Here is a 24,337-nt window from a genome sequence, read left to right on the forward strand (position 1 = left end):
CCCGAGATTCGCACCCGAGAGGAACCCAACATGCACACCATCAGCCTCAACGGCGCGCAGATCGCCTTCGACGACCAAGGGCTCGGCTCCGGCCCGGCGATCCTGCTGCTGACCGGCTGGGGGCACGACCACCGGACCTACGACGAGCTGCTCCCGCGCCTGCTGCCCCGCCACCGGGTCGTGCGGATGGACTGGCGCGGGCACGGCATCGACCGCACCCCCGTGCCCGACTTCGGGCTCGACGAGCAAGCCGCCGACATCGTCGCGCTGCTCGACGCGCTCGACATCGGCTCCTGCGTGCCGGTCGCCCACGCGCACGGGGCTGGGCCGCGCTCGAAGCCGCCGAACGGCTCGGCGCGGGGCGCATCCCCCGGATTCTGCTCATCGACCTCATCATGGCCGAGGCCCCGCCGGATTTCCTCGAGGGCGTCCGCGCGTTCCAAAACCACGACACCTGGCAGGCCAGCCGGACGCGCTTCCTCCACGCTTGGCTGGCGGGGAGCGACAACGCGGCGGTGAAGAGGCATATCCGCGACGAGATGGGCGGCTTCGGGTTCGACGTCTGGGCGCGCGCGGGGCGGGTCATCGAAACCGCCTACCGAGCGTGGGGATCGCCGATGGAGCGCATGCTGCGCCTCGCCGAGCCCCGGCCTGTCCGGCATGTCTTCAACGGCGCGGCCGGCTCCGAGGACGAACTCCTGCACGAGCGGTTCCACCAGGAGCACCCCTGGTTCACCTATCGGCGGCTCGACGGCAAAACCCACTTCCCCGCCCTCGAACTGCCCGAACAAGTCGCGGGCGAGCTTCACGGGCTCCTCGCGGCCCCAGAGCCCCGTCCCGAAAACCAGATGCGCGCGAGAACGGGGCGCTGCTAGATTTCCGCCATCCCCCCGGAGCCGCGCGGTGCCGAGGACAACACAAGAGCGGAGCATCGATGAAGCAGCAATGGTCTGACGCGAACCGAGCGAACTGGGACGAGCGGGCCGTCGCGCACGCCGCGCGCGACGGGTCCGGGTACCAGGTGCAACAGTTCGTCAAGGACCGCTCGCTGCTCTCCGAGGTCGTCCAGTTCGACCTGCCGAGGCTCGGCGACGTCGCGGGCAAGCGCGCCGTCCATCTGCAGTGCCACATCGGCACCGACACGATTTCCCTCGCCCGTCTCGGGGCCGAGGTCACCGGCCTGGACTTCTCGGAGAACTCGATCCGCGAGGCGCGGAGGCTGGCCGCCGAGACGGGCGACGCCGCGACGTTCGTGCGGGCGGACGTGCACGACGCGGCGAGCACGCTCCCGCGCCAGAGCTTCGACCTCGTCTACACCGGGATCGGGGCCCTCTGCTGGCTGCCGCGCGTCGCCCCGTGGGCGGACGTGGTCGCCGAACTCCTCGCCCCCGGCGGATCGCTCTTCATCCGCGAAGGGCACCCGATCCTGTGGTCGCTCGACGAATCCCAGACCGAAGCCTTTTATCCGCGCTATCCGTACTTCGAGCACGACGAGCCGCTGGAATGGGACGACGACCAGTCCTACGTGCCGACGAGCCAGGCCATCCAGGCCTCGAAGACCTACGAGTGGAACCACTCCCTCGGCGAGATCGTCACGGCCTTGATCGCCAGCGGACTGCGCATCGATCTGCTCGTGGAGCACGACAGCGTGCCCTGGGAAGCCCTTCCCGGCCGGATGACCCTGCGGCCCGGCGGCGAATGGGCGCTGGCCGAGCAGTCCGGGAGCCTGCCGCTGACCTACACGCTGCGCGCCTCGAAACCCGCCTAGGCCACGCAGCGCCCGGATCAGCCCACGGGCCCCGCGTAATGGTCGGGCTCCGGGCTTCGTCCGCCGAACTCCGCGAGGAGCATCGCGGCCAGCACGAGCACGCCGCCGAGCACGCTCTGCGCGGTGAACCGGTCCCCCGCGAGCCAGTAGCCGAACCCGGCCGCGAACACCGGCTCCGCCGTGAAGATCAGCGCCACCCGGCTCGCCGGGAGCACCGTCTGCGCCTTGGCCTGCACGAGATACGCGACAGCGGTGCCCGCCGTGGCCGTGACGGCGAGCGCGCACCACACCCGAGGATCCCCCGCCAACACGACCGGGTCGCCCGCCGCCCCCGCCCAGAGCAGGCTGAGCGCGGCGACGACGGCGAGCTGCACCACCGTGATCCGCAGGATGTTCCCCCACCGGTTCACCACGCCGAGGGCGAGGACGTGGCAGGAGAAGGCGACCGCGCAGCCCAGCGTCCACAGATCCCCCGAAGACACGCGCAGGCCGCGCAGGGTCAGCAGCGCCAGGCCCACGACCGCGAGCGCGATGGCGAGCAGGTGCGCCGGGCTCGGCCGGGCGCGGTGGACGAGGAACGCCGCCGCGGGGATGAACACCACGGTCATCCCGGTGATGAACCCGCTATTGGACGGCGTGGTGGTGGTCAAGCCCAGCGTCTGGAGCGCGAAGCCCAGGCCGAGGAAGACCCCCGCGCCGAGCCCGGCGAGCGCCTCTTTGCCGGTCAGCCCGCGCATCCGGGCGAACAGCGCCAGAACCAGCGCCGCCAACGCGAAGCGGTACGCGACGAACGTGGACGGGGCGATTCGCGCGAGCACGTCGTGGATGGCGGTGAAGGACCAACCCCAGACCGCAGTGACGGCGATGAGCGCCAACGACCATTGCTGGCCCGGAGCCAAACGCCGGGCGGCGGCGGTCACTGCTGCGCGGTCGCGAGGATCTTCTCGTGCTCGGCCTCGTCCACCGCGCGCGCGTGGTCCGCGAGCAGCACCGGCAGGCCGTTCTCGACCGGGTACGCAACCCGCAGCCTCGGGTTGTAAAGAAGCTCGTCCGCCACGTAGAGGAGCGGGCCGTGGTCTTGCGGGCAGGCCAGGATTTCCAGCAGTTTCGCGTCGATCGCCATGAGTCGCGAGCCTACCAGCTCCCCCGCTGGGGCCGGTCTGCCCGAGGGGGCGCTGCGACCGGGGCGTACCACCAGGAGGCGAGGGCCGCGCAGACGAACACCACCGGCGTCACGACGACCGGGTCGTAGAACACCGAGGAGAAGTCGTACATGCACGGATCGCCAGCACCCGGACGGCAGCTGCCGGCGCGGAAAAGCGCGAAGAAGAGCAGCCCCACCGTCCCAGCCGAGCACAGCGCCGTCGCCGCGCTGAACGCGAGGCGGCGCAGCCGGGCCCCTCGGACGGTGGCCGGGCGCGGGGTCGCCACCAGCACGAGACCGCCCCCGACCACCGCCGAAACCCACAACGGGAACCAGAGGACAACGCCGAAGCAGAGCCCGAACATGGCCGCGAAGAACGGCAGACTCGCCAAGGAGCTGGCCGCCGGACGGCTGTTCCAGTGCGGAATCGCCTCCACCGCCGTGAACAGCACGAGCGCGTAGCAGAACGTGCCGACGAGGATCCCGCCGAGCGCGACGAGCGGCCACCAGCGCCGCCAGCCGACCGCGCCGGTCAGGCCTGCCGCTCCCGCGAACCCCGGACCGCTCACGCCAACCTCCTGCTCAGCGGCTCAACCAACGGGCCGCCCCCATGCAGAGCACCGCCGCCGGGCACAGCGCCAGCGGGACCGGCCAGGAAAGGACGAAGCAGTACACCGCGAGCCAGAAGCCGCCCAGGACACCGTCCAGAAGGCTTTCCAGCCGCAGCCCCTCTTGCGACACGAAGTATCCCCAACCCCAGAGGAACAGCACGGCGGCATACCCGGAAACGATCCATACGCACGCCTTGACCTGCCAAGGCAACTCGGCCCCCTTTCCTCTGCTGCGAGTATCCTCCTCGCAGCAGACCCTACCAGCCCAAGGACCGGGCCTTCGCCGCGGTGAACGGGGCGTACTCGCCGTCCTCGTCCCGGCACCACACGCCGCGCCCCGGCCGGGGCGTCCCGTCTGCCTGCAGCTTGTACCCGATGGGGCGGTAGGTGGGGCTGAGCGGGATCTCCGGGACCACCCGCACCAGGTGCGGGCGCTCGGAGGCGGGCACCGGCCCGAGCCCGAGCTGCAGGTCCGTCGCGCGCAGCCGGGCTCCGGGGCGCAGGGTGACCGCCGCGACGGCAAGCTCCTGCCCCGCCGTCTGCGTCCGGTAGACCACGGCGAGGTCCACGGCGGGGATCCGGTCGAGGGCGTCGAGGATCGGCTGCGACCAGATCGGGCCGTCCTGGGCGCGGATCAGCGCGCTCCGGTTGTCCAGGAGCCAGAAATCGCCGTCGTCGTCGCGCCGGAAGATGTGGTCGGTGATGACCCATTCGTCGCACTGCTCGAAGATGCCGCGCCGGGAGAGGAACGACTCCTGCTCCAGCGTGGGCTTCACGATGAGCACGCCGGGCTCCCCCGGCTTGGCCCGCCGGACGAAGCCGCGCTGGCCGAGGACGAGCTGGTCGGCCGACGCGTCGTACGCGCCCAGCTCCAGCCTGGCCGCGCCGGGCAACGGCCTGCCCTTCGAGCCGGGCTTGACGCCCCGGACGTTCGCGAGCACCGCCCCGCCCTGCACCGAGGCGAAGAACTCTACGACGCGGGCCGGGGCGAACTGCTCCTGCACCCGCTCCCACTGCCCTGCGGGGATGCCCGAGCCGACGAAGAGCCGGATCGGCAAGCGCTGTTCCGCCGAGCGGCGCTTCTCCATCTCCGCCAGCACCGGGCGCAGCTGCGTCCACGTGTAGCTGACCACGGTCACCCCGTACCGGTGGACCTCCTCGAAGAAACGCTCCGGATCGTTATGGCTCACGTCGTTGTACTCGGAGAGCGCGATCCTGGCCCCGCTCGCCACCGCGCCGCCCCAGCCGACGACCAGGCCCGCGGAATGGTGCAGCGGCGAGGTGCAATACACCGTGTCGCTCGCCGAGAGGGAGGCCGCCGTCGCGGTGCCGAAGGCCGAGACCGCCCACCGCTGGTTCGTCATCGGCGTCGCCACCAGATGCCCGGCGGAGTTGGTGACGAGGATGAACGCAAGGTCCTTCGCCAGACCGGGGTTCGGCGTGTACCAGCCGGGCAAGGACACCTTGTCCGGGTCGATCTTCTCCAGGTCCACGACGCCGGGGCCGAGGTCGGGGGTGTCCCGGCTCTCCGCGACTCCGAGGACAAGGACGGTGACCCCCGCGGCGCGCGCCGCCTCCAAGTTGGTGATGTCGGTGATGACCGCGCCCGCGCCGGTGGCCTCGACCGCCTGGCGCAGGTCCGCCCACGGCGGGATCAGCACGGCGACGGCTCCGAGCCGGTTGAGCGCGGCGATGGTGACCAGCGCGCTTGGCCGGGTGCGCATGAGCACCCCGACCCGGTCGCCGTGGCGGATGCCGACGGAGATCAGGCCGCGCACCACGTTGTCCACGCGCTTGCCCACCGCCTCGTGGGTGTGCACGCGGTCCGCGAACAAGAAGCACTCCTCGCGCGGCGCGCGGCGCGCCTGCTCGGCCATGATGAGGCCGAGCGAGACGCGGGTCTGCGGGCGAAGCTGCCCGAGCCGGATCAGGAGCGGGATGGCGCGAGTCCCCTCGCCCGCGAACGCCGTCGCGGTCCGCCCGACCTGGACTCCGAGCTCCAGCGCGTCCTGGCCGGCCCGCACGCCCGCCTCCACCAGGACTCCCGCGCCCTGTTGCACCAGCCCGAGCAGCCCCGGGCTCGCCTGGGTCGGCTTCTTCGCCGCCTTCTTCGCGACGACCGCCATCTTCTCGATGTCCTCGGGCCGCCCGGCGCGCTCGCCCGCCTGCCAGCGGATCCATTCGGCGACGGTCGGCCACACCTCGCGCTCGGAGAGCGAGCCGACGACCAGCCCGAAGTGCCCGGCGGGGATCTCCTTCTCCCACACCGCGGCGCGCGAAGCCACCTTCGGCAACGCGCGGACCGTCGGCGGTCGGGCGATGGCGTCGTAACTGCCGACGAAGGCGAGGACCGGGCAGGTGACCTCGGCGAGGGTGACCGGCACCCCGTTGATCACCAGACCGCCGGTCATCATCCGGTTGTGCACCACGAACGCCTTGATGAAGTCCGCCAACGCGGGCCCGGAGGTGGCCAGCCAGCCGTCCGACATGAGGAAGCGGCGCTGGCGCTCCCTCGGCAGCAACAGCTCTCGGTCGTGCAGGTGGCGCAGGAAATCGACTCTGGCGCGCACGCTCTTGACCGGGTCCATCATTTGGAAGCCGGTGCGGACCATCCATTTCGGCACGGCGAGGCGGCGGAGCACCTGGTCGGCCAAGAACTCTGCGAGATCGCTCCCGGTGTCTCCGCCGAAGCCGAGCGGCAGCCCGGCCTGCACGTCCACCGGGCTGCCGAACGTGATGACGCTGGCGATGCCCTCCGAGCGCCGGTACGCGGCGGCCTGGTAGCAGAACATCCCGCCCTGGGAGTAGCCCGCGAGGTGCGGGGCCTGCTTGGTGTGCTTGTTGATCAGGTCGATGGCTTGGACGACGGCGAGCACGTGGTCGGAAAGGCTGCGCTCCGCCTCGCGCTCCGAGCGGTTCGGGGAGCCGAAGTCGAGCACCCACGGGTCCAGCCCCGCCTCGCGCAGCTGCGTCACCGCGCCGTGCTCGGAGATGTCGTACACGTCGGCGGAGACGCCGAGCGGCGGCACCAGGAGGACCGGGGCGGTCCTGGGCGCGTCGCGCTGGCCTGGCGGGAAGTAGCGGCGCAGTTGGGCCATCGGCTTGGTGTCGACGATCTGGTGGTCGGACTCGTAATGCCCGATGTCGAACCCTCCGAAGCGCAGCACCTCCAACCCGTTCTGAGCCGTGTTGATCAGGCGCGCGGCCACATTGCCAAACTCCTGAGCCAAGCGCATATTCGCCCCTTTCTTAGGCCAGGCAGGCCTCTTTCGAGAGAGGGTACCGCGTGGCACTGGGAGACGTCTAGGGACCCTGTCGAACCTGCTCGGAGCAGGTCTCGGCTTGATAACGATCAAGCCCCGAAGGCGCATTCGGCGACGGGCAGTAGCACAGCGCCGCCACGAAGGAGACCGGGGCGACGGCCTCGGAGAGCGCTCGGAGGAAAGCATGCGACGTGCCGTGGAGCCAAGCCATGACGAACGCGGTGCAGAAGAACGCGGTGCAGCAGGCGAAGGCGATCCGGCGAAGCCATGCTTGGCGCGGCGGTCCGCCGAAATCGATGGCGGCGCGCGCGAGGCAGCCGCTCGCCAGCGCGACCAGGAACAGCGGGAACCAGACGACGAACCCGTCGATGAGCACCAGGACCGCCATCCCCAGTCCCGCCGCCGCGCGATCTGTCAGGCTTGGGCGGTCTCCTCCGTAGCCAGCCTCGGCGGCCGCGACGAAAAACCCGGAGGCCACCGCGCCGCCCGCGGTCCAGAGCGCGCATTTCGTCTGCCAGGACAGCCTCGCCCGGTCACGCACGGGTCGCCGCCCCCGGCTCGGCCGTCTCGTCTTTCGCCCGGACCCCGAACCACGCGCCGAAGCCCACGAGCGCGGCGTGCGCGTAGGGGCTGGCCCACGGCAGCCGGAAAGTGAACCCGAGTCCGAAGTTATTCACCGGGCCGTCGCCCATCGGCAGCCCGTAGCAAAAGACGGCAAGTTCCACCGGAGCGAGGAAACCGAGAGCGCAGAGCACCGCGAGCGCGCCCCGTTTGTCCGACGGCGCGCTTTTCGCGAATTCGTGCACGAGCCCCGCCCCGGCGCTGACCGCCGCCGAGAAGAGGAGGCCGATACAGCCGAAATATACGACGGAGCCAAGGAGCAGCGGCAGGAGCGGACGCGGCACGGAGTTCGAGCCGCCGAACCAAGCGGTCCATCCGATCTGGGCGAACACGCTCCCGCAGCCCCACACGATCATCCCAAGGACCGGAAAGCCCAGGAGCCACCATGTCGCAGACTGCCACCAGCGGCGAGATGCGGCCATATCATTCCTCCTTCGGTTCGAACGGCGAGGACGGCAGCGGCGGCTCTGCGAAGTAGGATTGCACGCGCCGCTCCCGCGCGGGCGGCTCCGGGCCGGTCGGATACGCCGAGTCGAAATACGCCGCAGCCGAGGCGCGCGCCGCCAAGACCGTCAGAGCCAAATACAGCGCCCAGTCCAATATCGGGGGCACCAGGCTCAGCAAACTGGAGCGATGAAGATCTGCGAACTCGACCAGCACTCCGAACGAGCAGAACAAAATGCTGCATCCTTGCGGGATCGAAACGACAGCTCGGATGAAGACGCGTCGCGTTTCGGCGAGGTCCGCCTTTTCCTCCATAAAGCGCGCCACGCCTGCGGTCGAGACCGCGATCAGCAACAACAAGATCGCCGTCGTCGACAACGCACTGCATAATGACGCGCTGAAGAGAATGCCCACCGTCATGCGGTCCGATTCCACCACCGCTAAGACCAATCCCTGCACGACGGCCACCGACAGGCTGCCGATGAGCGTGCAATTAAACGCGACACTCGTCCATTGCTTGTCCCTCGGTTTGCGCAACGTCATGCCGCAACCTCCCCACGGACCCTAAAACCCACACGATCTCCCACTCCGGTCACTATAGACGGCCAGCCTACAAAGTCGTCTGGATACTGGTCCCGGGGGACGCCGCCGCATCGGCACGGCGCCGCGAAGCCCATGGAGGACTAAAACCAAGCCCCTATTTTACATGAATCAATTTCTTGAAAAATAAACTCGATAATCTATTGAGAAATCTATCAAACAAAGGTATCATTGCTGTATGCGCGACGGGTTGCTCGATCTCGACCAGGAGGACACCTCCTCGTGGTCGAACGCGCGGCGGTTGGAGCACTTGCGGGGGCTTGAAGAGCTGGTCCGACGGGCGCAAAGCGCGGGACATGCGATCATCAACCAGATGGACGAGCAGGGGGTTTGTGCGGGGTTCGGCGGAGTCAAGCTCCGTGATTTGCTCGCCGACCGGCTCTCGATCAGTTTGAGCGACGCGGCGGAGCGGATCCGCGCGGCGAAGGATCTGGGAGCCACGACGTTGATCACGGGGGAGGTGTTGCCGCCCCGGCTCCGGGAGGCGGCGCAAGCCCAGTCCGAGGGGTTGATCGGCGTGGAGCATGTACGAGTGCTCCGCGAGTTCGACAACCATGTCCCCGCGAGGGTCGATCCCGAGGTGAAGGAGCAAGCCAACCGGGAACTCGCGGGATTCGCCACGAGATTGCGCCCGGATCAATTTCGGCCCCTTTCGATCCGGCTGCTCTCCTGCGTGGACCCGGACGGGTCGTTGGAGGACGAGCGCGACCGGCGCAGAAAGTCCTACATCCAACTCGGAATCCAAGGCGCCGACAAAATGAGCGTCCTCAAAGGCCGCATCGACCCCGAGGCAAGGGCGTATCTTGAAGTCGTCTTCGCCAAACTGGCAGCCCCCGGAGTCCTCAACCCAGACCAGCAGGAGCAAACCAGCACGACCGAGGACGAGAACATCTCGTTCGCGGAAGCCGAGGCACGCGACGGACGCTCCCTCGGCCAACGCCAGCATGACGCCCTCAAGTTCTTAGCACGTAGATTCACGGACGGGAAAACTTCGGTCGAGGAAGTCCAAGAGGCCCTCCAAAAGGGCGTTCCCATGGTCGTGAACGCGACCGTCACCCTCCAAGAGCTGCACGAGGCAGCAGGCTTGGCCTATACCGCAGGACAGACAGCCCTCCCCGTCCGGGATCTCATCCGCATGGCGGCCAAGACGATCCCGTATCTCACGATTTTCGACCAGCACCGCGAAGTGCCGCTGTATTTGGGCCGGTCAAAGAGAACCGCCAGCATTGGCCAACGCATCGCCCTCGCCGCAGCCGAAGGCGGCTGTTCGTTCCCAGGCTGCACAGCGCCACCCAACTACTGCGAGGTCCACCACGTCGACCAATGGGCAACCGGCGGAAACACCGACATCGACAAACTCACCCTCGCCTGCTCCGCCCACCACCGGCTCGCAGGCCCCGGACCACGCCACTGGCACACCGCCAAACACCGAGGCGCAACCCACTGGAAACCACCAGCATTCGCCCAATACCTCCGCCGAACACTCCACCAAACCGACAACGCATAACGCCCGAGCCCAGCACTGCCCGCCGAGGTCACAGCGCGGACGGCTCCTGCTCCGAGCCAGGCCGCCGACCCGGATAGTACGACCACGCCGCGAACAGCCCAACGAAGAAAGTGACGAGCGCGAGGAAGAGCGGACTGAACGGCGACCAACTGATCTCAGTCCCATAGATCAACGCCAACGGGCCGTACGCGACCGCCCCGCAGCCGGACGCGATCGCCAGCATGAAACATGTCAGCCGAAGCCGACGCTTCTCCTTCGGGACCAGCGCCAGCGCGGACCCTCCGCAGAGCAGCGCGACCGCCCAGACGATGAGCCATGCGGGCCAGCCGACGAGCAGGACCAGCAGGATCGCGACGAGCCCCGATTCCGCCGCGAGCGTGAAAGAGCCGGAGCTGAGCAGCAGCCAGCAGAAGTCCACAATCGCGAAGTAGCCGGCCATCCCGGCCACCGCCCACACGAGGGCCTTGCCGCGCCACTTCTTGCGGCCATGTTGCTTCCGGCCGCGCTGCTTCGCGGTCTGCTCGGTCTCCCCCATGGACTAATCCAACGCCGAGATCCGGGCTTTGAGCCGATCAAGCTGCGCCGCGACCGATGCGGGGGCGGTGCCGCCCCGGACGTCGCGGGAGGCGACCGAGCCGCGCACGTCGAGCACTTCGCGCACCTGTGGGGTGAGCGCGGGGCTGGCCCCGGCCAGCTCCGCGTCGGTGAGCTCGCTCAGCGCGACCCCCCTCGCGTCCGCCGCGCGCACGGCGGCTCCCGCCGCCTCGTGGGCGACCCGGAACGGGACGCCCGCGCGCACCAGCCATTCCGCGACGTCGGTGGCGAGGGTGTGCCCCGCAGGGGCGAGCTCGGCCATTCGGGCGGTGTCGAATTCGAGGGTGGCGACCATGCCCGCCATCGCGGGCAGCACCAGCTCCAGCTGGGCGACCGAGTCGAACAGGGGCTCCTTGTCCTCCTGCAAGTCCCGGTTGTACGCGAGCGGCTGGGCCTTGAGGGTCGTCAGAAGGCCGGTGAGGTTGCCGACGAGGCGGCCCGCCTTGCCCCGCGCGAGCTCCGCGATGTCGGGGTTCTTCTTCTGCGGCATGATCGAGCTGCCGGTGGACCAGGAGTCGTGCAGCTTCGCGTAGCCGAACTCTGTGGTGGACCAGAGGATCAGATCCTCGGCGAGCCGGGAGAGGTCCACGGCGATCTGCGCGCAGACGAACGCGGCCTCAGCGGCGAAGTCCCTCGCGCTGGTGGCGTCGATGGAGTTCTCCGGCGGCGCGAGGCCCAAAAGCTCCGCCATCCGCTCGGGCGGCAGGCCGAGCGAGGAGCCCGCGAGCGCCCCGGAGCCGTACCCGGAGACCTCAAGGCGCGGCCCGAGGTCGCGCAGGCGCTCCACGTCGCGCACGAGCGGATGCGCGTGGGCGAGCAAGTGGTGCGCGAGCAGCACCGGCTGCGCGGCCTGCAAATGCGTCTTGCCCGGCAGGATCGCGTCGGGGTTGCGCTCGGCCTGGCCGACCAGCGCGTTCACCAATTCGACCGTATGGGATTTCACGCGGGCCAGCCCGTCGCGCAGCCAGAGCCGGAACAGGGTCACGACCTGGTCGTTGCGCGAACGCCCGGCGCGCAGCTTCCCGCCCAGCTCGGGACCGGCGCGCTCGATCAGTCCGCGCTCCAAGGCCGAATGCACGTCCTCGTCGGACTCGGCCGGCCCGAACGCCCCAGAGGCCACGTCGGCGGCCAGCGCGTCCAGGGCCGCGTGCATCGCGGCCAGCTCGTCGGCGGTGAGCAGCCCGGCCTCGTGGAGCACGACGGCGTGCGCCTTGGAGCCCTGCAGGTCGTAGGGGGCGAGCGCCCAGTCCCAGTCGGTGGACTTGGACAGCCGGGTCAGCGCCGCCGAGGGCCCTGAGGCGAAGCGTCCGCCCCAGAGCGATCCCTCGTTGGTGCCGCGCTGCTCGGTCACTTGGCCAGCCGCTGCTCGCGCGCCGCGTCGATCTTCGCGGACAGGCCGTGCAGGGTGACGAAGCCCTTCGCGAGGGACTGGTCGAAGGTGTCGCCCTCGTCGTAGGTCGCGAGGTTGAAGTCGTAGAGCGAGGAGTCCGAGCGGCGGCCCGAGACGGTGATCGCCCCGCCGTGCAGCGACAGCCGGATCTCGCCGGTGACGTGCCGCTGGGTCTCGGCGATGTACGCGTCCAGCGCGCGCTTGAGCGGCGAGAACCACAGGCCGTCGTAGACCAGCTCGGTCCAAGTGTCGCAGATCCGCTTCTTGTGCCGGGCGAGCTCGCGCTCCAGGGTCATGCCCTCCAGCTCCAGGTGCGCGGCGATGAGCACCATCGCGCCGGGGGCCTCGTAGACCTCTCGGCTCTTGATGCCCACCAGCCGGTCCTCGACGATGTCGATCCGGCCGACGCCTTGCGCCCCGGCGCGGCGGTTGAGCTCACCGATCACCTCGCACACCGAAAGCTTGCGCCCGTCGATGGAGGTCGGCACGCCCGAGGTGAAGCCGATGACCAGCTCGTCCGGGCTGTTCCAGCCGACCTGCGGGTCCTGGGTGTAGTCGTAGACGTCCTTGGTCGGGCCGTTCCACGGGTCTTCGAGGAATCCGGTCTCCACCGCGCGGCCCCACAGGTTCTGGTCGATGGAGAACGGCGACTTCTTCGACGCGGCGATGGGCAGCTTGCGCTCCTCGGCGAAGGCGATGGCCTTCTCTCGGGTCCAGGCGTAGTCGCGGACCGGGGCGAGGACGGTCAGCTCAGGGGCGAGGGCGGTGATGCCGCATTCGAAGCGGACCTGGTCGTTGCCCTTGCCGGTGCAGCCGTGCGCCACGATGGTGCCGCCGTGCTGGCGGGCCACCGCGACCAGGTGCTTGGCGATGAGCGGGCGCGAGATCGCGGAGACCAGCGGGTAACGGTCCATGTACAGGGCGTTGGCCGCGACGACGGGCTGGCAGTACTGCTCGGCGAACTCGTCGCGCGCGTCGATCACGACCGCCTCGACCGCGCCGCAGTCCAGCGCGCGCTGGCGGATGACGCCGAGGTCCTCCCCGCCCTGGCCGACGTCGACGGCCACCGCCACGACCTCGAGGCCGGTCTCTTGGCCGATCCAGCTGATCGCCACCGAGGTGTCGAGTCCGCCGGAATAGGCGAGGATCACGCGGTCGGTCATCAGGGCTTCTCCTTCTTATCATGCGCCAGTTGTTGGAAGACTTCTACCAGTTCCTCGCCGGTGATCGCTCCTCGGGCCGCGACGAAGATGGTGTCGTCGCCCGCGATGGTGCCCGCGACCTGGGGCAGGGCCGCCCGGTCGATGGCGCTGGCCAAGTATTGCGCCGCCCCGGCCGGGACGCGGAGGACCGCGAGCGAGCCCGAGCAGTCCACCGCGACGAGCAGCTGCGCGAGCAGCCTCGTCAGCGGCTCGACCCCCGCAGAGACCACGCCGCTGGAGCCGGTCTCGTCCAGGATGACGTAGCGGCTCGTCCCGTCCACCGACTTCGCCTTCACCGCGCCGAGCTCTTCGAGATCGCGCGAGAGCGTGGCCTGCGTCGCGCTCACGCCCTCCACGGCGAGGAGCGCCTGCAGCTCGCTCTGGCTGCGCACCACCCGCGTGGTGATCGCCTCGAAGATCCGCGCCTGGCGCGCGGACCTCGTCGGCAGGATGCGCGACGGCTGGTCAGCCATCCGCCCGCCCCGTGTGCGGACGGCCCGAATCCGAACGCTCCAACAGCCACACCAACAACGCCTTCTGCGCGTGTAGGCGGTTCTCCGCCTCGTCCCAGACCGCGGACTGCGCCCCGTCGAGCACCTCGGAAGTGATCTCCTCCTCGCGGTGCGCGGGCAGGCAGTGCAACACGATGGCGTCCGGCTTCGCGTGCGAGAGCAGCGCCTTGTTCACCTGGTAGGGGCGCATCAGCGTGGCGCGGTCGCGGGGGTCGGACTCCTGCCCCATCGAGACCCACGCGTCGGTGACGACCACGTCGGCCCCCTCCACCGCTTTGACCGGGTCGGCGACGATCTGCGGCCGGGCCCCGGTCAGCTCGCCCCTCGCCACCGCGTCCGCGAAGACGGCGGGGTCGGGGTGGAAACCCTCCGGGGCCGCGACGACCACGTCGATCCCCGCCGTCGCCCCGGCGAGCAGCAAGGAGTGCGCCATGTTGTTCGCGCCGTCCCCGAGGAAGACCAGACGCAGGCCCTTCAGCGAGCCCTTGCGCTCGGAGATGGTGAGCAAGTCCGCGAGGACCTGGCAGGGGTGGAACACGTCGTCCAACGCGTTGACGACGGGCACGGTGGCGTACGCGGCGAGCTCGTCGAGGCGGTCGTGCCCGTGCGTGCGCCAGACCACCGCAGAGGTGTAGCGGGACATGACTCTGGCCGAGTCCGGAACGGACTCCCGCACCCCGAGCTGGACCGAGTTGCCGTCCACCACGATCGGGTGCCCGCCGAGCTGGGTGATCGCCACCTCGAACGAGAACCGGGTGCGGATCGACGGCTTCTCGAAGACGACGCCGACCGATCTGGGGCCCGCGAGCGTCCGTTTGGCGAACGGCTCGCGCTTCAGCTCCGCGGCGAGCGCCAGGACTTCCGCCTGCTCCGCCGGAGAGAGGTCGTCGTCGCGCAGGAAGTGCCGAATGGAGCCAGTCATGCGAGTAATCATACGATATGTTGTATTTTTATTCAAACCTGCTGTCGGCCTCTGTCCCGTCCAGGCGGAGCCTGCGGGGCGTCCCGTCCGCGTCGAGCACGACGACCGACGGGTCGCGGAACTCCATGTCCTGGGATAAAACCTCGCCCAAACCGATCCCCGCTTCGGTCCGCTCGCCGTCCGGGCCGCGCTCCGCTCCGGCCCCGACGACGACTTTGGTCCGGTATTGCTCCGGATTGACGACAGACATGCGGATCCGGCCGGCGCTGAGCTCGACCACCTGTCCGCCGTCCACGGCACGGGTCCGGCGGGCGAGGTGCGCCGCGATCCGCTCGCCCTGCTCGCGCCGGAACAGATTGGCGCGCAGGCTCGGCGTGTTCCCGATCTCGCAGAGCATCGCGGCGAACCTGACCGGGTCCGACAGCTGGTCGAGCGGAAGGAGCGCAGTCGAGCCTTGGGACGTGCGGAAGGACAGGACGGCAGCGCCTCGGGCCCCCGCGACTTCCAGCGCTTCGAGGTCGCGCCAGCGAATCGGGGACCAGGAGATCCGGGCCGGGAAATGCAGCAGGTCCGGGGTCGCCGTGACGTAGAGGCCCGGAGCGTGCCCCGATCTGCGAGACAGCCCGAACGAGAGCACGACTCCGACTGCCCCGGCGAGGATCATCGTCCTGCCGGACAGCGGGCCGCCCTGCAGGACGAGCGCGATCCCGCCAACGCACAGCCCGAGGCTGAGCAGCGCCGCGAGGGCCGTCCGGCCAAGGGCGAGCAAACTGATCGGCCGCTCGTAGTCGCGCAAGCCCGCTCGGACGCGGAACTCCTGCCCGCTGACCGAGTCCGTCGCCTCCTCCGCGTCGCCCGGCCTCGGGCTGCGCCGCACACGGGCCACGCCCGCCCGAGGCTCGCCAAGCGTCTCGCTCATCGCCGCCCCTCTCCCTTCTCTTGGCAGCCGATGCTAGCAGCGCATAGACTCTCCCCCATGCCCTCCCAAGGAGCCAACACGTCGTCCGCGCAGCTTTCCCCGGTCACCCAGGACTACCTCAAGGTGCTCTGGAACTTGCAGGAATGGTCCGACGACCCGGTCACCACGAAGCTCCTGTCGGAGAAGCTGGGCGTGTCCGCCTCCACCGCCTCCGAGGGCGTGCGCAAGCTCGTGGACCAGGGCTTAGTCGAGCATGAGCGCTACGGCGCGGTGTCGCTCACCCCGACCGGGCGGGCCGAGGCGGTCGGCGTGGTGCGGCGGCACCGGCTCATCGAGACGTTCCTGGTCGAGGAGCTGCATTACGGCTGGGACGAGGTCCACGACGAGGCCGAGATCCTTGAGCACGCGATCTCCGACCGGTTCGTGGAGCGGCTGGACGCGAAGCTCGGCCACCCCGCGCGCGACCCGCACGGCGACCCGATCCCCCGGCCGGACGGCTCGGTCCCCACGCCGGACGCGAGCAAGCTCGCCGACGCCCCCGAGGGCACGAACGGCCTGATCGCCCGGATCAGCGACCACGACCCGGAGATGCTGCGCTACTTCGACTCGGTCGGCCTCGCGCTCGACGCCAAGATCGCCGTGCTGCGGCGGCGCGATTTCGCGGGGACCATCACGATCGCGCTGGACCAGACGGGCGAGGACCCTATCGAGCTCGGCAAACCCGCCGCCGAAGCGGTGTGGATCGTCCCCGAGGCGTAGGCCAGGACCGTCCAGGCGCGGGGGCTCACTTGTCTTCGGGGTTGAGCGCCCGGAACGCCGCCCCGGCGAGCGCCCCGCCGAGGAGGTTCGCGACGACGTAGAGCCAAAGGCTCTGCCACGCGAACAAACCGAGCGCCGATCCGCCGAGCGCGACGGCGGGATTGAACGCCCCGCCGCTGACCGGCCCCACCGCCACAGCCCCGACGAACACAGCGCTTCCGATCGCGAGCCCGTAGAACGAGTTGTCCGGGTGGTCTTTGCTCGTCGCGACGTTGAGCACGACGAACGCGAGCACGAAGGTGAACACCAGCTCGGCGAGGAAGACCGGCCCGAAGTCCGCGACCGGGGAAGCCTTGTGCGCCGGGGCCGGCCGGACGATGTACCCCGCGGCCAGCGCGGCGGCCAGCGCCCCCGCGATCTGCGCCGCCCAGTAGCCGACGAGCCTGGACCAGTCCAGCCGGCCCCGGACGGCGGCGGCCAGGCTCACCGCCGGGTTGTAGTGCCCGCCCGAGATATGCCCGCCCGCGTACACCGACACCATCAGCGCGAAGCCGATGGCCAGCGGCGCGAAGGAGGCGCCGCCGCGCACGGCGCACCCGACCGTGAGCACCAGCACGAACGTTCCGAGCGCTTCTGTGACAAGTTTCCGAAGCATGACCACCCTTGCCTGCGGGATCTCTTCGACGCGGAATCGGGCCACGACGCGCCGCGCCACGCGCGCCTCCACCAGGCTAGTCGAACGCCTCGCCCGCACAGGCTAGTTTTCCGGATCATCCATCATGTAGCCGGTCGCGCATCGTTCGTCGCGCGAGCCGCTGTGATCCGGTCGCATTCCGTCGCGATGCGCGCATTGAGCTCGGCCTCGGAGAGATCGTCAAGGCCGAGCCCCGCGCGCAGCCCCGGCCCGAAAAGCCGCCAGCCCAAATGCAGCGCGACCGCGTGCGCTGTGGCGATCCGGGCGGCGCGCTCGTCCGGGTTTCGCCGCCGGACCTCCGCCAGCAGCAGCTCCATGCCGGGGAACCGGCTTTGCAGCCTGCCCGCAGGGTAGCCGTCCAGCGTCGCGCGCACCCCGACGAGCAGCTGCCGGTCCTCGGCGGCGCGGACCTCGTCGGGATCGGCCCCGGCTTGGCGCAGGCTCGTGGCGAGGTCCGCCAGATAGTCGAGGGTCGCGCCGAGCAGTTGCTCTTTCGCCCCGAAATAGCGGAAGACCAAACCGTGGTTCACCCCCGCGCGGGTCGCGATGTCGCGGATCGAAGTCGCCGACGGCCCCTTCTGCGCGAAAAGCTCCGAGGCTGCGGTGAGGGTCGCCGCGACGACCGCGTCCCGGCCCGTCGGCTTCGCCCCGCCGGGCGGTGTCGGTGGACAGTCTGTAGTCACATGGCTACAATAGCGGACAACATTTGTAGTCGATTGACTAAATTGAAAGGAACGGACCATGGCGACGGCAATCCGCGTGACGAAACTGGGCGAGCACATCGGCGCGAGGATCGACGGGGTCCGCCTCGGCGGCGACGTGGCCCCGGAGACGGTCGAAGCGATCCGCCGCGCCATGCTCGCGCACAAGGTCGTCTTCTTCCGAGGACAGGGCCATCTCGACGACGAGGCGCAGAAAGCCTTCGCGGACCTCCTCGGAACACGGACGACGGCCCATCCGGTCGCGCCGCTGGACCAAGAGATCGTCCCGATCGACTCGGCGACCGGCGCGAGGGCCAACCAGTGGCACACCGACGTGACGTTCTGCGACCGCCCGCCCAAGGCTTCGCTTCTGCGCGCGGTCGTCCTGCCCGCGCACGGCGGCAGCACCTGCTGGGCGAACACCGCCGTCGCGTACGAGCGGCTGCCCGCGCCGCTGCGAAGGCTCGCGGACGAGCTTTGGGCCGAACACACCAGCCAATTCGACTACGCGGCCCCGAACGCGCGCGAAGAGCTGGCTGCGGCGTGGTCCGCCATCGACTTCGCCACCGAGCACCCACTGGTCCGAGTGCATCCGGAGACCGGGGAGCGCTCCTTGCTCCTCGGCAATTTCGCCAAACGGATCCTCGGAGTCTCATCCTCCGAGTCCCAGGCGCTCATCCGGCTCTTCCAAGACCGCATCACCCGGCTGGAGCACACCGTCCGCTGGAACTGGGAGCCGGGCGACCTCGCCATGTGGGACAACCGCGCGACCCAGCATTACGCCGTCGACGACTACGGCGACCAGCGCCGCCTCATGCATCGGGTCACGCTCGCCGGGGACGTGCCGGTCGCGGTCGGCGGCGAGCGCAGCCGCGTCGTCCGGGGCGACGCCTCGGGATACTCGGTCCTCGACGTCCCCAAACCGCTCGAACCGGCGCTCGTCTCAACGCCGGCGGGCTGACAGCGCCCCACCTCAAACGCCGGCGGGCTCACAGCGCCCTACCTCAAACGCCGGCGGGCTCACAGCGCCCTGCCTCAAACGCCGGCGGGCTGGAAGACCACCGACGGCCTCGCCGCCCCGCCTTGCTCTTCGAGCAGGGCGACCAGAGAGCCGTCCGGGGCGAAACCGGCGTATTCCCCAGACAGGCCGACCGGCGGGATCTTCTTCCCGTAGCCCAGATCCCTCGTCTCGCCTTCGGTCAACGGACGGGCCGCGAACGCGGCGCGGGCCGCGTCGTCCAGCCCGAGGGAAAGGCTCGGATCGGCCTCCAGCGCGTCGAGGGGCCTCGCCCCGGCGATGTCGAACTTACCGGACGCGACGCGCCGCAGCCGGGTCAAATGCCCGCCGACGCCGAGCCCCTCGCCGAGATCTCTGGCCAACGACCGGATGTAGGTGCCCGCCGTGCAGTCGACCTCGACGTCGAGGTCCCAGAGCTCCACGCCGTCCTCGCCGACGATTCTGCGCTCGGCGGCCAGCTCGAACCGGCGCACGACGACCTGGCGCGCCTTCAGCTCCAACGCTTCGCCCGCCCGCGCCGCCGCGTGCGCGCGGACGCCGCCGACCTTGATCGCGGAGACGGCGGGCGGCACCTGGGCGATCTCCCCGGTCAGCCGCTCGATCCCGGCCCGGACTTGGCCGAGCGCGAGCGCGGCGGTCGAGGCGCGGCCGAGGATCTCGCCGTCCGCGTCGTCGCTGGAGCTGCGCTCGCCCAGCCGGATCGTGCCGACGTATCGCTTCTCGTCCGAAGTGAGCCTGCCGAGCAGCCGGGTCGCCTTGCCGAGGCCAAGCACCAGCACTCCGGTCGCCATCGGGTCCAGCGTGCCCGCGTGGCCGACTTTGCGGGTGCGGAAGCAGCGCCTCGCCCTCGCGACCACGTCATGGCTGGTCATCCCTTGCGGCTTGTCCACGAGCACGAGCCCGTGCGGGCCTCCTCCCTCACCAGCCATGGGAGATCCCCGTGACGATGAAGCCGTCCGCGACCGCCCAGCGGCCCTCGAACGTGGCGAGCGGCGGGCCTTTCAGCGCCTGCCCCGGCACCAGCAGCTGGACGTGGAACGAGCCCGTGCGGTCGGCCCCGTCCGTGGCCGACTCCTCGAAGGAGATGCGCGCGTCCTCGAAGCCGAGCCAGCGCTCGGTCAGCGGGAACCACGCCTTGTACGTCGCCTCCTTCGCGCAGAACAGCAGCCGGTCCCAGTGCAGGCCGTCCTCGCCCCGCGCGGCCAGCCATGCCTGCTCCTCCGGCAGCGCCACTTGGCCGAGCACCCCGTCCGGCAGCGGCAGGTGCGGCTCCGCGTCCGCGCCGACGCTGCGCATCACGAGGGAATGCGCGACCGCGGCCCCCCGGAAGCCCGCCGTGTGGGTCAGCGTCCCGACGACCCCCTTCGGCCACAACGGCTCGCGTTTCGCGCCGCGCAGGATCGGCTGCTCCGGGACTTTGAGCTTGGCGAGCGCCTCGCGCGCGCAGCGGCGCGCGGTGATGAACTCGGCCCGCCGCTTCGGCGCGGCCTGGGCGATCAGCGCCTCCTCGCCCGGATACGGCACAAGCTCCGGCCCGTCCTCGCGCGCCTCCGCAGTTGCCACCTGGGTCGCGAGGACCTTGTTCAACAGGCCCATCACTGTCCTTCGAGGTGGGCTTTGGCGGCGGCGATCATCTCCGGGGTCATCGGGAAACGGGCCCCGCCCACCCCGACAGTCTTCTCGGTGAGCTCGGGGTCCGGCCAGATCTGGCGCAAAAGCGGCTCGGGCAGGCCCCGGCGCTGCCACTCGCGCGGGTAGCCGATGGAAACCTCCTCGAACCGGACCCCGTCGTACCAGGTCGTGCGCGGAATGTGCAGATGCCCGTATACCACCGCCGCCGCGTTGTATTTGACGTGCCAGTCGGCGGTCGCCGTGGTGCCGCACCACAGGCAGAACTCGCGCGGATGCAGCACGCGGGTGGGCTCGCGCAACAGCGGCCAATGGTTGATGAGGATCTTCGGCTCGGCGGGGTCGAGCGCGTCCAGCCGCTTGGCCGCCTTCGCCACCAAGGCCCGGCACCACGAGTCCCTGCTCGGGTACGGCTCGGCGGAGAGCAGGTACTCGTCGGAGGCCACCACGTTCTTCGACCGGGCGTACGCGAGGGCCTGGAGTTTGTCGGCCGTGCCTTTGGGCAGGAAGGTGTAGTCGTAGAGCAAGAAGAGCGGCACGATCCGCACCGGGCCGCCGTCCCCCTCCCACAGCGGGTAGATGTCCTCGGGGGTGACCACGTCGATCTCCCGGCACTGCGAGACGTAGTACTCGTACCGCGCCTGGCCGAACATCTGCACCGGGTCGCTCGAGGTGGTGTAAAGCTCGTGGTTGCCGGGGACCCAGATCACCTTCGCGAAGCGTTTGCGCAGGAGCTCCAGCGCCCACCGCACGTCGTGCACCTTCTCGGCGACGTCGCCCGCGACGATGAGCCAATCCCCTGGGTCCTCTGGGTGGATGGACTCTGTGATCGGCTTGTTGCCCCGGTGTCCGACGTGCAGATCGCTCACGGCCCAGAGTTTTGGCATTCTTCCAAGGTAGCCGACCGGGGCGGGAACGGCCAAGCCCCCCGGCCGGGCCGGGGGCTTGGCCGTCAGCTGCGGCTCACTTGCGCCAGGAGTCGTTGATGTAGGTCTTGTCCCCGGCGATGAGGAATTGGGTGTAGCCGTTGCGCGTGCAGAACACGCCGCCCTCCGGGGTGGTCGCGCACTTCGAGCCGCCCAGCTCCAGGTAGTTGTCAGTCGGCAGGACCCGCTGCGCCTCGCCCTCCTCGTTCGAGAACCGCAACTGCTTGGTGTTGTCGAAGTGCGGGGCGTTGTCGCCGGTGAACCAGCCGATCTGGTTCGTGCCTGCCGGGGAGTCCGGGATCGCGCCGGTGCAGCCGAAGCTGCCGTCCTCCCAGATCCCGCAGTCCAGCCCGGACGGCGTGGAGAACCACACGCCGCGCTGGCCCGCGACGCGGTAGCCCTCGAAATCCTGCTTCACGTACCGGGTGATGTCCGGGTACGGGTTTTTCGGCTCGTCCGGCTTGGCTCCCGCCAAGGGCGCGAGCCCCGTCGTCGCCGCGATCACAGAACCGGCGAGCGCCATCGCGCGAAAAATCGGCCGCATGAAGGATCCTTCCAGCATCGATGAGGCCCCCCTGATCGTGGCCTCCCTGCAAGCAGAAAGTACCACAACCCGGCCTAGAGGGCGAGGCGCTTCTTCCTGGCTAGAGGGCGAGGTACTTCTTCGTCTCGATGATCTCCTCGCGCTCCTTGAAAGAGACCATCTCGTCCTTCAGCGCGGAGCTGTCGCCGTCCCGCTTGATGGCCTCGAGCGTCCTCCGGCACGCGGTGATCGTCGCGCGCTGCAAGTCCGACGGGATGATGATGAGCCGGTAGCCCAGCTCCCTGAGCCGGTCGCGCGGCACGATCGGAGTCTTGCCGCTGAAGAACATGTTGATCAGCTTGGGCTGCGGGATCAGCCGCGCGATCTCCTCGATCTGCTCCACCGTCTCGGGGGCCTCGACGAAGATGCAGTCCGCGCCCGCGTCCAGGTAGGCGTGCGCCCGGTCGATGGCGGCGGAGAAGCTCTCCGACGCGATGGCGTCGGTCCGGGCGATGAGCACGAAGTCCGGGTCGGTCTGCGCCGCCTTCACCGCGCGGACTTTGTGCGTCATCTCCTCCACTGAGACCAGCGTCTTGTCGTCGAGGTGGCCGCAACGCTTCGGGAAGGTCTGGTCCTCGATGTGCAGCCCGGCCACGCCGATCCGCTCGTAGGTCTGGACCATGCGGGAGGCGTTGATCTGGTTGCCGAACCCGGTGTCCCCGTCGGCGATGATCGGCACCGAAGTCACCATCGCCATGTGCTCGTAGCGGGTGACGACCTCGCTGAAGCTCAGAATGCCCAGGTCGGGGAAGCCCGCGCTGCGCGAGATCGCGCCGCCGGACCCGTAGATGAGGTCGAATCCGGCTTCTTCGACCAGTTTGGCGGTCAATCCGTCGAATGCCCCAGGGGCGACGTGGATGTCGTCGCCGTTGATCATCGCGCGTAGCCTGCTTGTCACCGACATCGGCTCGTCCTCCTTAGCGTTCGGGTGTCGCCAACCACTCAAGCACGCCGCCCGGACCCGCCGACGCGCCACCCCCTCGCCCCGGCCCGAAGCCCGCTCCCCCGACATTCGAACGTGATCTGCGGCATATCGAGAACAGAGCAGCCTCCGTTGTCGGTCGAGGCCGAAAGAATGCGGCTTCGGGGCTGCGCCGCGTCAAAAATCACGGGACGCCCACAGCTGCGACGCGGAGCGTCCGGAACGGGACGGCGGCGGCACCTCAGCTCCGCGCCCCGCCTCCTCTGCCCGTCCGCCTCGACGGCTCAGAGGCGGACGGGCAGAGGCTCCTCAGGCGAGCGTCTCGCCCCAGCTGTCCCAATGCGTGATGGCCTCCACCGGGGTCGCGCGCTCGGCGGGCTTGAAGTCCGTGCCGAGGGTGTACGCCACCGGCAGCAGCGCCACCTGCACCACGTTCTCCGGTATGCCCAGAATCTGGCGCGCCTCGGCCTCGTGGAACAAGTGCAAGGTGGTCCAGACGCTGCCGAGGCCGCGCGAGCGCAGCGCCAGCGAGAAGCTCCACGCCGCCGGGATGATCGAGCCGTAGAACGCGGCGAGCGAGCCGTCGGGCAGATCGCGCACCGGCACGTCGGCCTTGATCGCCGGAATCACGAACAGCGGGGCCCGCTGCAGGTTCTGCGCCAAATACTGGGCGCTGCCGACCACCCTGCCCTGCTGCCCGGGGATCTGCGCGGGATCCACATTGCCCGCGTACGCGGACCAGGACTTGCGGTACAGCTCGGCGAGCGCGTCCTTTTTCGCCTGGTCCTCGACAACGATCCACTGCCAGCCCTGGGCGTTGGAACCGGTCGGGGCCTGCACGGCGAGGCGCAACGCCGCCAGCACGACCTCCTTGGGCACCGGCCGGTCGAAATCGAGGCGTTTGCGCACCGACCGGGTCGTGGACAGCACCCAGTCGATCGGGCCGGTGTCGGGGAGCGCGGAAAGGTCAGGTCGGGTCATGCCGCCACTGTAGTCCTGCTCCTCCCCGGTCAGCCCTGCCGCGCGGCGGCGAGGTCGTAGACGGCGAACGGGCCGATCTGGCCGGGGGGCGTAGTGTGCCTTGACCCAGTCCTCGACCTGCCTGGCAAATGGGTTTTTCTCGCCGTCCGGCGCCCCGGGCTCGGACTGCGCCCCTGCCCCGGACCGCCCTGCTCCGGGTTTCTGATCACTGTGAGGCTGGGCGATGTAGTAGCGCACCTTGCCCTGCTCGACCAGGCGCGCGAACTGGTCCAGCGTGATCGGCGAGTCTCTGCCCCCGAACCCGCCGAGCGCCATCACCGCGACCTTGTCCTCCAGGATGAAGGGAGTCGCCCCGAACGAGGCGGTGACCGCCGCCGCCCACCGCGTGCCCGCCGAGCGCACCATCGCGTGCAGCTCCGGCGGGATCTGGGCTTCGGGCCTGCGCCGCGCCTCCTTGGACTCGGCCCCGAACTGCGCGAGCGGCCCGTCCGCCCAGTTCGGCCCCGGCAGGGGCATGCCGCCGGACTTCGGCACGACGACGTTCTCCAGCGCCACAGCCGCCGACCCGCCCAACGAGGCGGCCAGCGCGACGAGGCCGACGAGGAGCTGCGCCCTCCTCGCGCGGAC

General features: G+C 69.8%; 26 protein-coding genes and 2 pseudogenes. 5 read left to right on the top strand and 23 right to left on the bottom strand.

Features of this window, described 5'->3' with window-relative positions; translation table 11 throughout:
- The first annotated feature begins 30 nt into the window (after positions 1 to 30).
- Together HMPREF9336_RS17155 and HMPREF9336_RS17160 are read left to right on the top strand one after the other, a co-directional pair.
- Positions 31 to 875: pseudogene (locus tag HMPREF9336_RS17155) on the top strand (alpha/beta fold hydrolase).
- 59 nt (positions 876 to 934) lie between these two features.
- Positions 935 to 1,768 (top strand): class I SAM-dependent methyltransferase, encoded by an 834-nt coding sequence (locus HMPREF9336_RS17160; RefSeq protein WP_007469069.1) that lies wholly within the window; start codon positions 935 to 937, stop codon positions 1,766 to 1,768.
- Between the two features lie 17 nt (positions 1,769 to 1,785).
- On the opposite strand, the gene HMPREF9336_RS17165 is transcribed toward HMPREF9336_RS17160, so the two are convergent.
- The 8 genes from HMPREF9336_RS17165 to HMPREF9336_RS17200 form a co-directional block, all read right to left on the bottom strand.
- Positions 1,786 to 2,688, bottom strand: a complete 903-nt coding sequence (locus HMPREF9336_RS17165) for a DMT family transporter (RefSeq protein ID WP_007469070.1) — start codon at positions 2,686 to 2,688, stop codon at positions 1,786 to 1,788.
- On the bottom strand, positions 2,685 to 2,891 hold the full coding sequence (locus HMPREF9336_RS17170) for a Trm112 family protein (RefSeq protein ID WP_007469071.1): 207 nt from the start codon (positions 2,889 to 2,891) through the stop codon (positions 2,685 to 2,687). Before HMPREF9336_RS17170 ends, HMPREF9336_RS17165 begins: the two co-directional genes overlap by 4 nt.
- Before the next feature lie 11 nt (positions 2,892 to 2,902).
- Positions 2,903 to 3,481, bottom strand: coding sequence for a hypothetical protein (locus tag HMPREF9336_RS17175; protein WP_007469072.1), 579 nt, complete (start codon positions 3,479 to 3,481; stop codon positions 2,903 to 2,905).
- Between the two features lie 13 nt (positions 3,482 to 3,494).
- On the bottom strand, positions 3,495 to 3,734 hold the full coding sequence (locus HMPREF9336_RS17180) for a hypothetical protein (RefSeq protein WP_021030937.1): 240 nt from the start codon (positions 3,732 to 3,734) through the stop codon (positions 3,495 to 3,497).
- 46 nt (positions 3,735 to 3,780) lie between these two features.
- Positions 3,781 to 6,759: an alpha/beta fold hydrolase gene (locus tag HMPREF9336_RS17185; protein ID WP_007469074.1), complete on the bottom strand. Its 2,979-nt coding sequence runs from the start codon at positions 6,757 to 6,759 to the stop codon at positions 3,781 to 3,783.
- A gap of 67 nt (positions 6,760 to 6,826) precedes the next feature.
- Positions 6,827 to 7,327, bottom strand: coding sequence for a hypothetical protein (locus HMPREF9336_RS18755; protein ID WP_007469075.1), 501 nt, complete (start codon positions 7,325 to 7,327; stop codon positions 6,827 to 6,829).
- A complete protein-coding gene (locus tag HMPREF9336_RS17195) occupies positions 7,320 to 7,829 on the bottom strand; it encodes a hypothetical protein (protein ID WP_007469076.1) in 510 nt (169 codons plus the stop codon). The genes HMPREF9336_RS18755 and HMPREF9336_RS17195 overlap by 8 nt, the downstream gene beginning before the upstream one ends.
- A 1-nt stretch (position 7,830) precedes the next feature.
- Positions 7,831 to 8,394, bottom strand: coding sequence for a hypothetical protein (locus HMPREF9336_RS17200; RefSeq protein ID WP_007469077.1), 564 nt, complete (start codon positions 8,392 to 8,394; stop codon positions 7,831 to 7,833).
- A gap of 235 nt (positions 8,395 to 8,629) precedes the next feature.
- On the opposite strand from HMPREF9336_RS17200, the gene HMPREF9336_RS17205 reads away from it, so the two are divergent.
- Positions 8,630 to 9,958 (top strand): HNH endonuclease signature motif containing protein, encoded by a 1,329-nt coding sequence (locus HMPREF9336_RS17205; RefSeq protein ID WP_007469078.1) that lies wholly within the window; start codon positions 8,630 to 8,632, stop codon positions 9,956 to 9,958.
- Positions 9,959 to 9,986: 28 nt separating this feature from the next.
- Here HMPREF9336_RS17205 and HMPREF9336_RS17210 read toward each other — a convergent pair whose 3' ends face one another.
- Genes HMPREF9336_RS17210 through HMPREF9336_RS17235 form a run of 6 tightly spaced genes read right to left on the bottom strand, consistent with a single transcriptional unit; the run spans position 9,987 to position 15,497 of the window.
- Entirely contained in the window at positions 9,987 to 10,493 is a 507-nt protein-coding gene (locus HMPREF9336_RS17210; protein ID WP_007469079.1) for a hypothetical protein, read from the bottom strand.
- Positions 10,494 to 10,496: 3 nt separating this feature from the next.
- Positions 10,497 to 11,903, bottom strand: a complete 1,407-nt coding sequence (gene argH / locus HMPREF9336_RS17215; RefSeq protein ID WP_007469080.1) for an argininosuccinate lyase — start codon at positions 11,901 to 11,903, stop codon at positions 10,497 to 10,499.
- Positions 11,900 to 13,105, bottom strand: a complete 1,206-nt coding sequence (locus tag HMPREF9336_RS17220) for an argininosuccinate synthase (protein WP_007469081.1) — start codon at positions 13,103 to 13,105, stop codon at positions 11,900 to 11,902. Before HMPREF9336_RS17220 ends, argH begins: the two co-directional genes overlap by 4 nt.
- On the bottom strand, positions 13,105 to 13,617 hold the full coding sequence (gene argR / locus HMPREF9336_RS17225; protein WP_007469082.1) for an arginine repressor: 513 nt from the start codon (positions 13,615 to 13,617) through the stop codon (positions 13,105 to 13,107). Before argR ends, HMPREF9336_RS17220 begins: the two co-directional genes overlap by 1 nt.
- Positions 13,610 to 14,578 carry an ornithine carbamoyltransferase gene (gene argF, locus HMPREF9336_RS17230; RefSeq protein ID WP_007469083.1) on the bottom strand — a complete coding sequence of 323 codons (969 nt, stop codon included), beginning with the start codon at positions 14,576 to 14,578 and terminating at the stop codon, positions 13,610 to 13,612. Before argF ends, argR begins: the two co-directional genes overlap by 8 nt.
- A gap of 28 nt (positions 14,579 to 14,606) precedes the next feature.
- A complete protein-coding gene (locus tag HMPREF9336_RS17235; RefSeq protein ID WP_007469084.1) occupies positions 14,607 to 15,497 on the bottom strand; it encodes a hypothetical protein in 891 nt (296 codons plus the stop codon).
- A gap of 57 nt (positions 15,498 to 15,554) precedes the next feature.
- On the opposite strand from HMPREF9336_RS17235, the gene HMPREF9336_RS17240 reads away from it, so the two are divergent.
- Complete coding sequence (locus tag HMPREF9336_RS17240; RefSeq protein ID WP_007469085.1) at positions 15,555 to 16,256, top strand: metal-dependent transcriptional regulator; 702 nt, start codon at positions 15,555 to 15,557, stop codon at positions 16,254 to 16,256.
- A 25-nt stretch (positions 16,257 to 16,281) separates the two neighbouring features.
- Here HMPREF9336_RS17240 and HMPREF9336_RS17245 read toward each other — a convergent pair whose 3' ends face one another.
- A complete protein-coding gene (locus tag HMPREF9336_RS17245; protein ID WP_007469086.1) occupies positions 16,282 to 16,971 on the bottom strand; it encodes an MIP/aquaporin family protein in 690 nt (229 codons plus the stop codon).
- A gap of 62 nt (positions 16,972 to 17,033) precedes the next feature.
- On the bottom strand, positions 17,034 to 17,633 hold the full coding sequence (locus HMPREF9336_RS17250; RefSeq protein WP_007469087.1) for a TetR/AcrR family transcriptional regulator: 600 nt from the start codon (positions 17,631 to 17,633) through the stop codon (positions 17,034 to 17,036).
- A gap of 58 nt (positions 17,634 to 17,691) precedes the next feature.
- On the opposite strand from HMPREF9336_RS17250, the gene HMPREF9336_RS17255 reads away from it, so the two are divergent.
- The gene (locus HMPREF9336_RS17255) at positions 17,692 to 18,612 is read left to right on the top strand and encodes a TauD/TfdA dioxygenase family protein (protein WP_007469088.1); all 921 of its coding nucleotides are present in this window, start codon (positions 17,692 to 17,694) and stop codon (positions 18,610 to 18,612) included.
- A 74-nt stretch (positions 18,613 to 18,686) separates the two neighbouring features.
- Here HMPREF9336_RS17255 and truB read toward each other — a convergent pair whose 3' ends face one another.
- The 7 genes and pseudogenes from truB to HMPREF9336_RS19385 form a co-directional block, all read right to left on the bottom strand.
- Entirely contained in the window at positions 18,687 to 19,598 is a 912-nt protein-coding gene (gene truB, locus HMPREF9336_RS17260) for a tRNA pseudouridine(55) synthase TruB (RefSeq protein WP_007469089.1), read from the bottom strand.
- Complete coding sequence (locus HMPREF9336_RS17265; protein ID WP_007469090.1) at positions 19,588 to 20,265, bottom strand: 4'-phosphopantetheinyl transferase family protein; 678 nt, start codon at positions 20,263 to 20,265, stop codon at positions 19,588 to 19,590. The genes truB and HMPREF9336_RS17265 overlap by 11 nt, the downstream gene beginning before the upstream one ends.
- Positions 20,265 to 21,185, bottom strand: a complete 921-nt coding sequence (locus tag HMPREF9336_RS17270) for a metallophosphoesterase family protein (RefSeq protein WP_007469091.1) — start codon at positions 21,183 to 21,185, stop codon at positions 20,265 to 20,267. The genes HMPREF9336_RS17265 and HMPREF9336_RS17270 overlap by 1 nt, the downstream gene beginning before the upstream one ends.
- A 76-nt stretch (positions 21,186 to 21,261) precedes the next feature.
- Positions 21,262 to 21,747 carry a hypothetical protein gene (locus HMPREF9336_RS17275; RefSeq protein WP_425277279.1) on the bottom strand — a complete coding sequence of 162 codons (486 nt, stop codon included), beginning with the start codon at positions 21,745 to 21,747 and terminating at the stop codon, positions 21,262 to 21,264.
- A gap of 121 nt (positions 21,748 to 21,868) precedes the next feature.
- Complete coding sequence (locus tag HMPREF9336_RS17280) at positions 21,869 to 22,711, bottom strand: isocitrate lyase/PEP mutase family protein (RefSeq protein ID WP_007469093.1); 843 nt, start codon at positions 22,709 to 22,711, stop codon at positions 21,869 to 21,871.
- 327 nt (positions 22,712 to 23,038) lie between these two features.
- Positions 23,039 to 23,710, bottom strand: a complete 672-nt coding sequence (locus HMPREF9336_RS17285) for a nitroreductase family protein (protein WP_040586232.1) — start codon at positions 23,708 to 23,710, stop codon at positions 23,039 to 23,041.
- Positions 23,711 to 23,926: 216 nt separating this feature from the next.
- Positions 23,927 to 24,226, bottom strand: a pseudogene (locus tag HMPREF9336_RS19385) (mannosyltransferase YkcB-related protein); the annotation flags it as partial.
- Between the last annotated feature and the right edge of the window lie 111 nt (positions 24,227 to 24,337).

Origin of the sequence: Segniliparus rugosus ATCC BAA-974 (genome assembly GCF_000185725.2) — a bacterium.
GTDB classification, from domain to species: Bacteria; Actinomycetota; Actinomycetes; order Mycobacteriales; family Mycobacteriaceae; genus Segniliparus; species Segniliparus rugosus.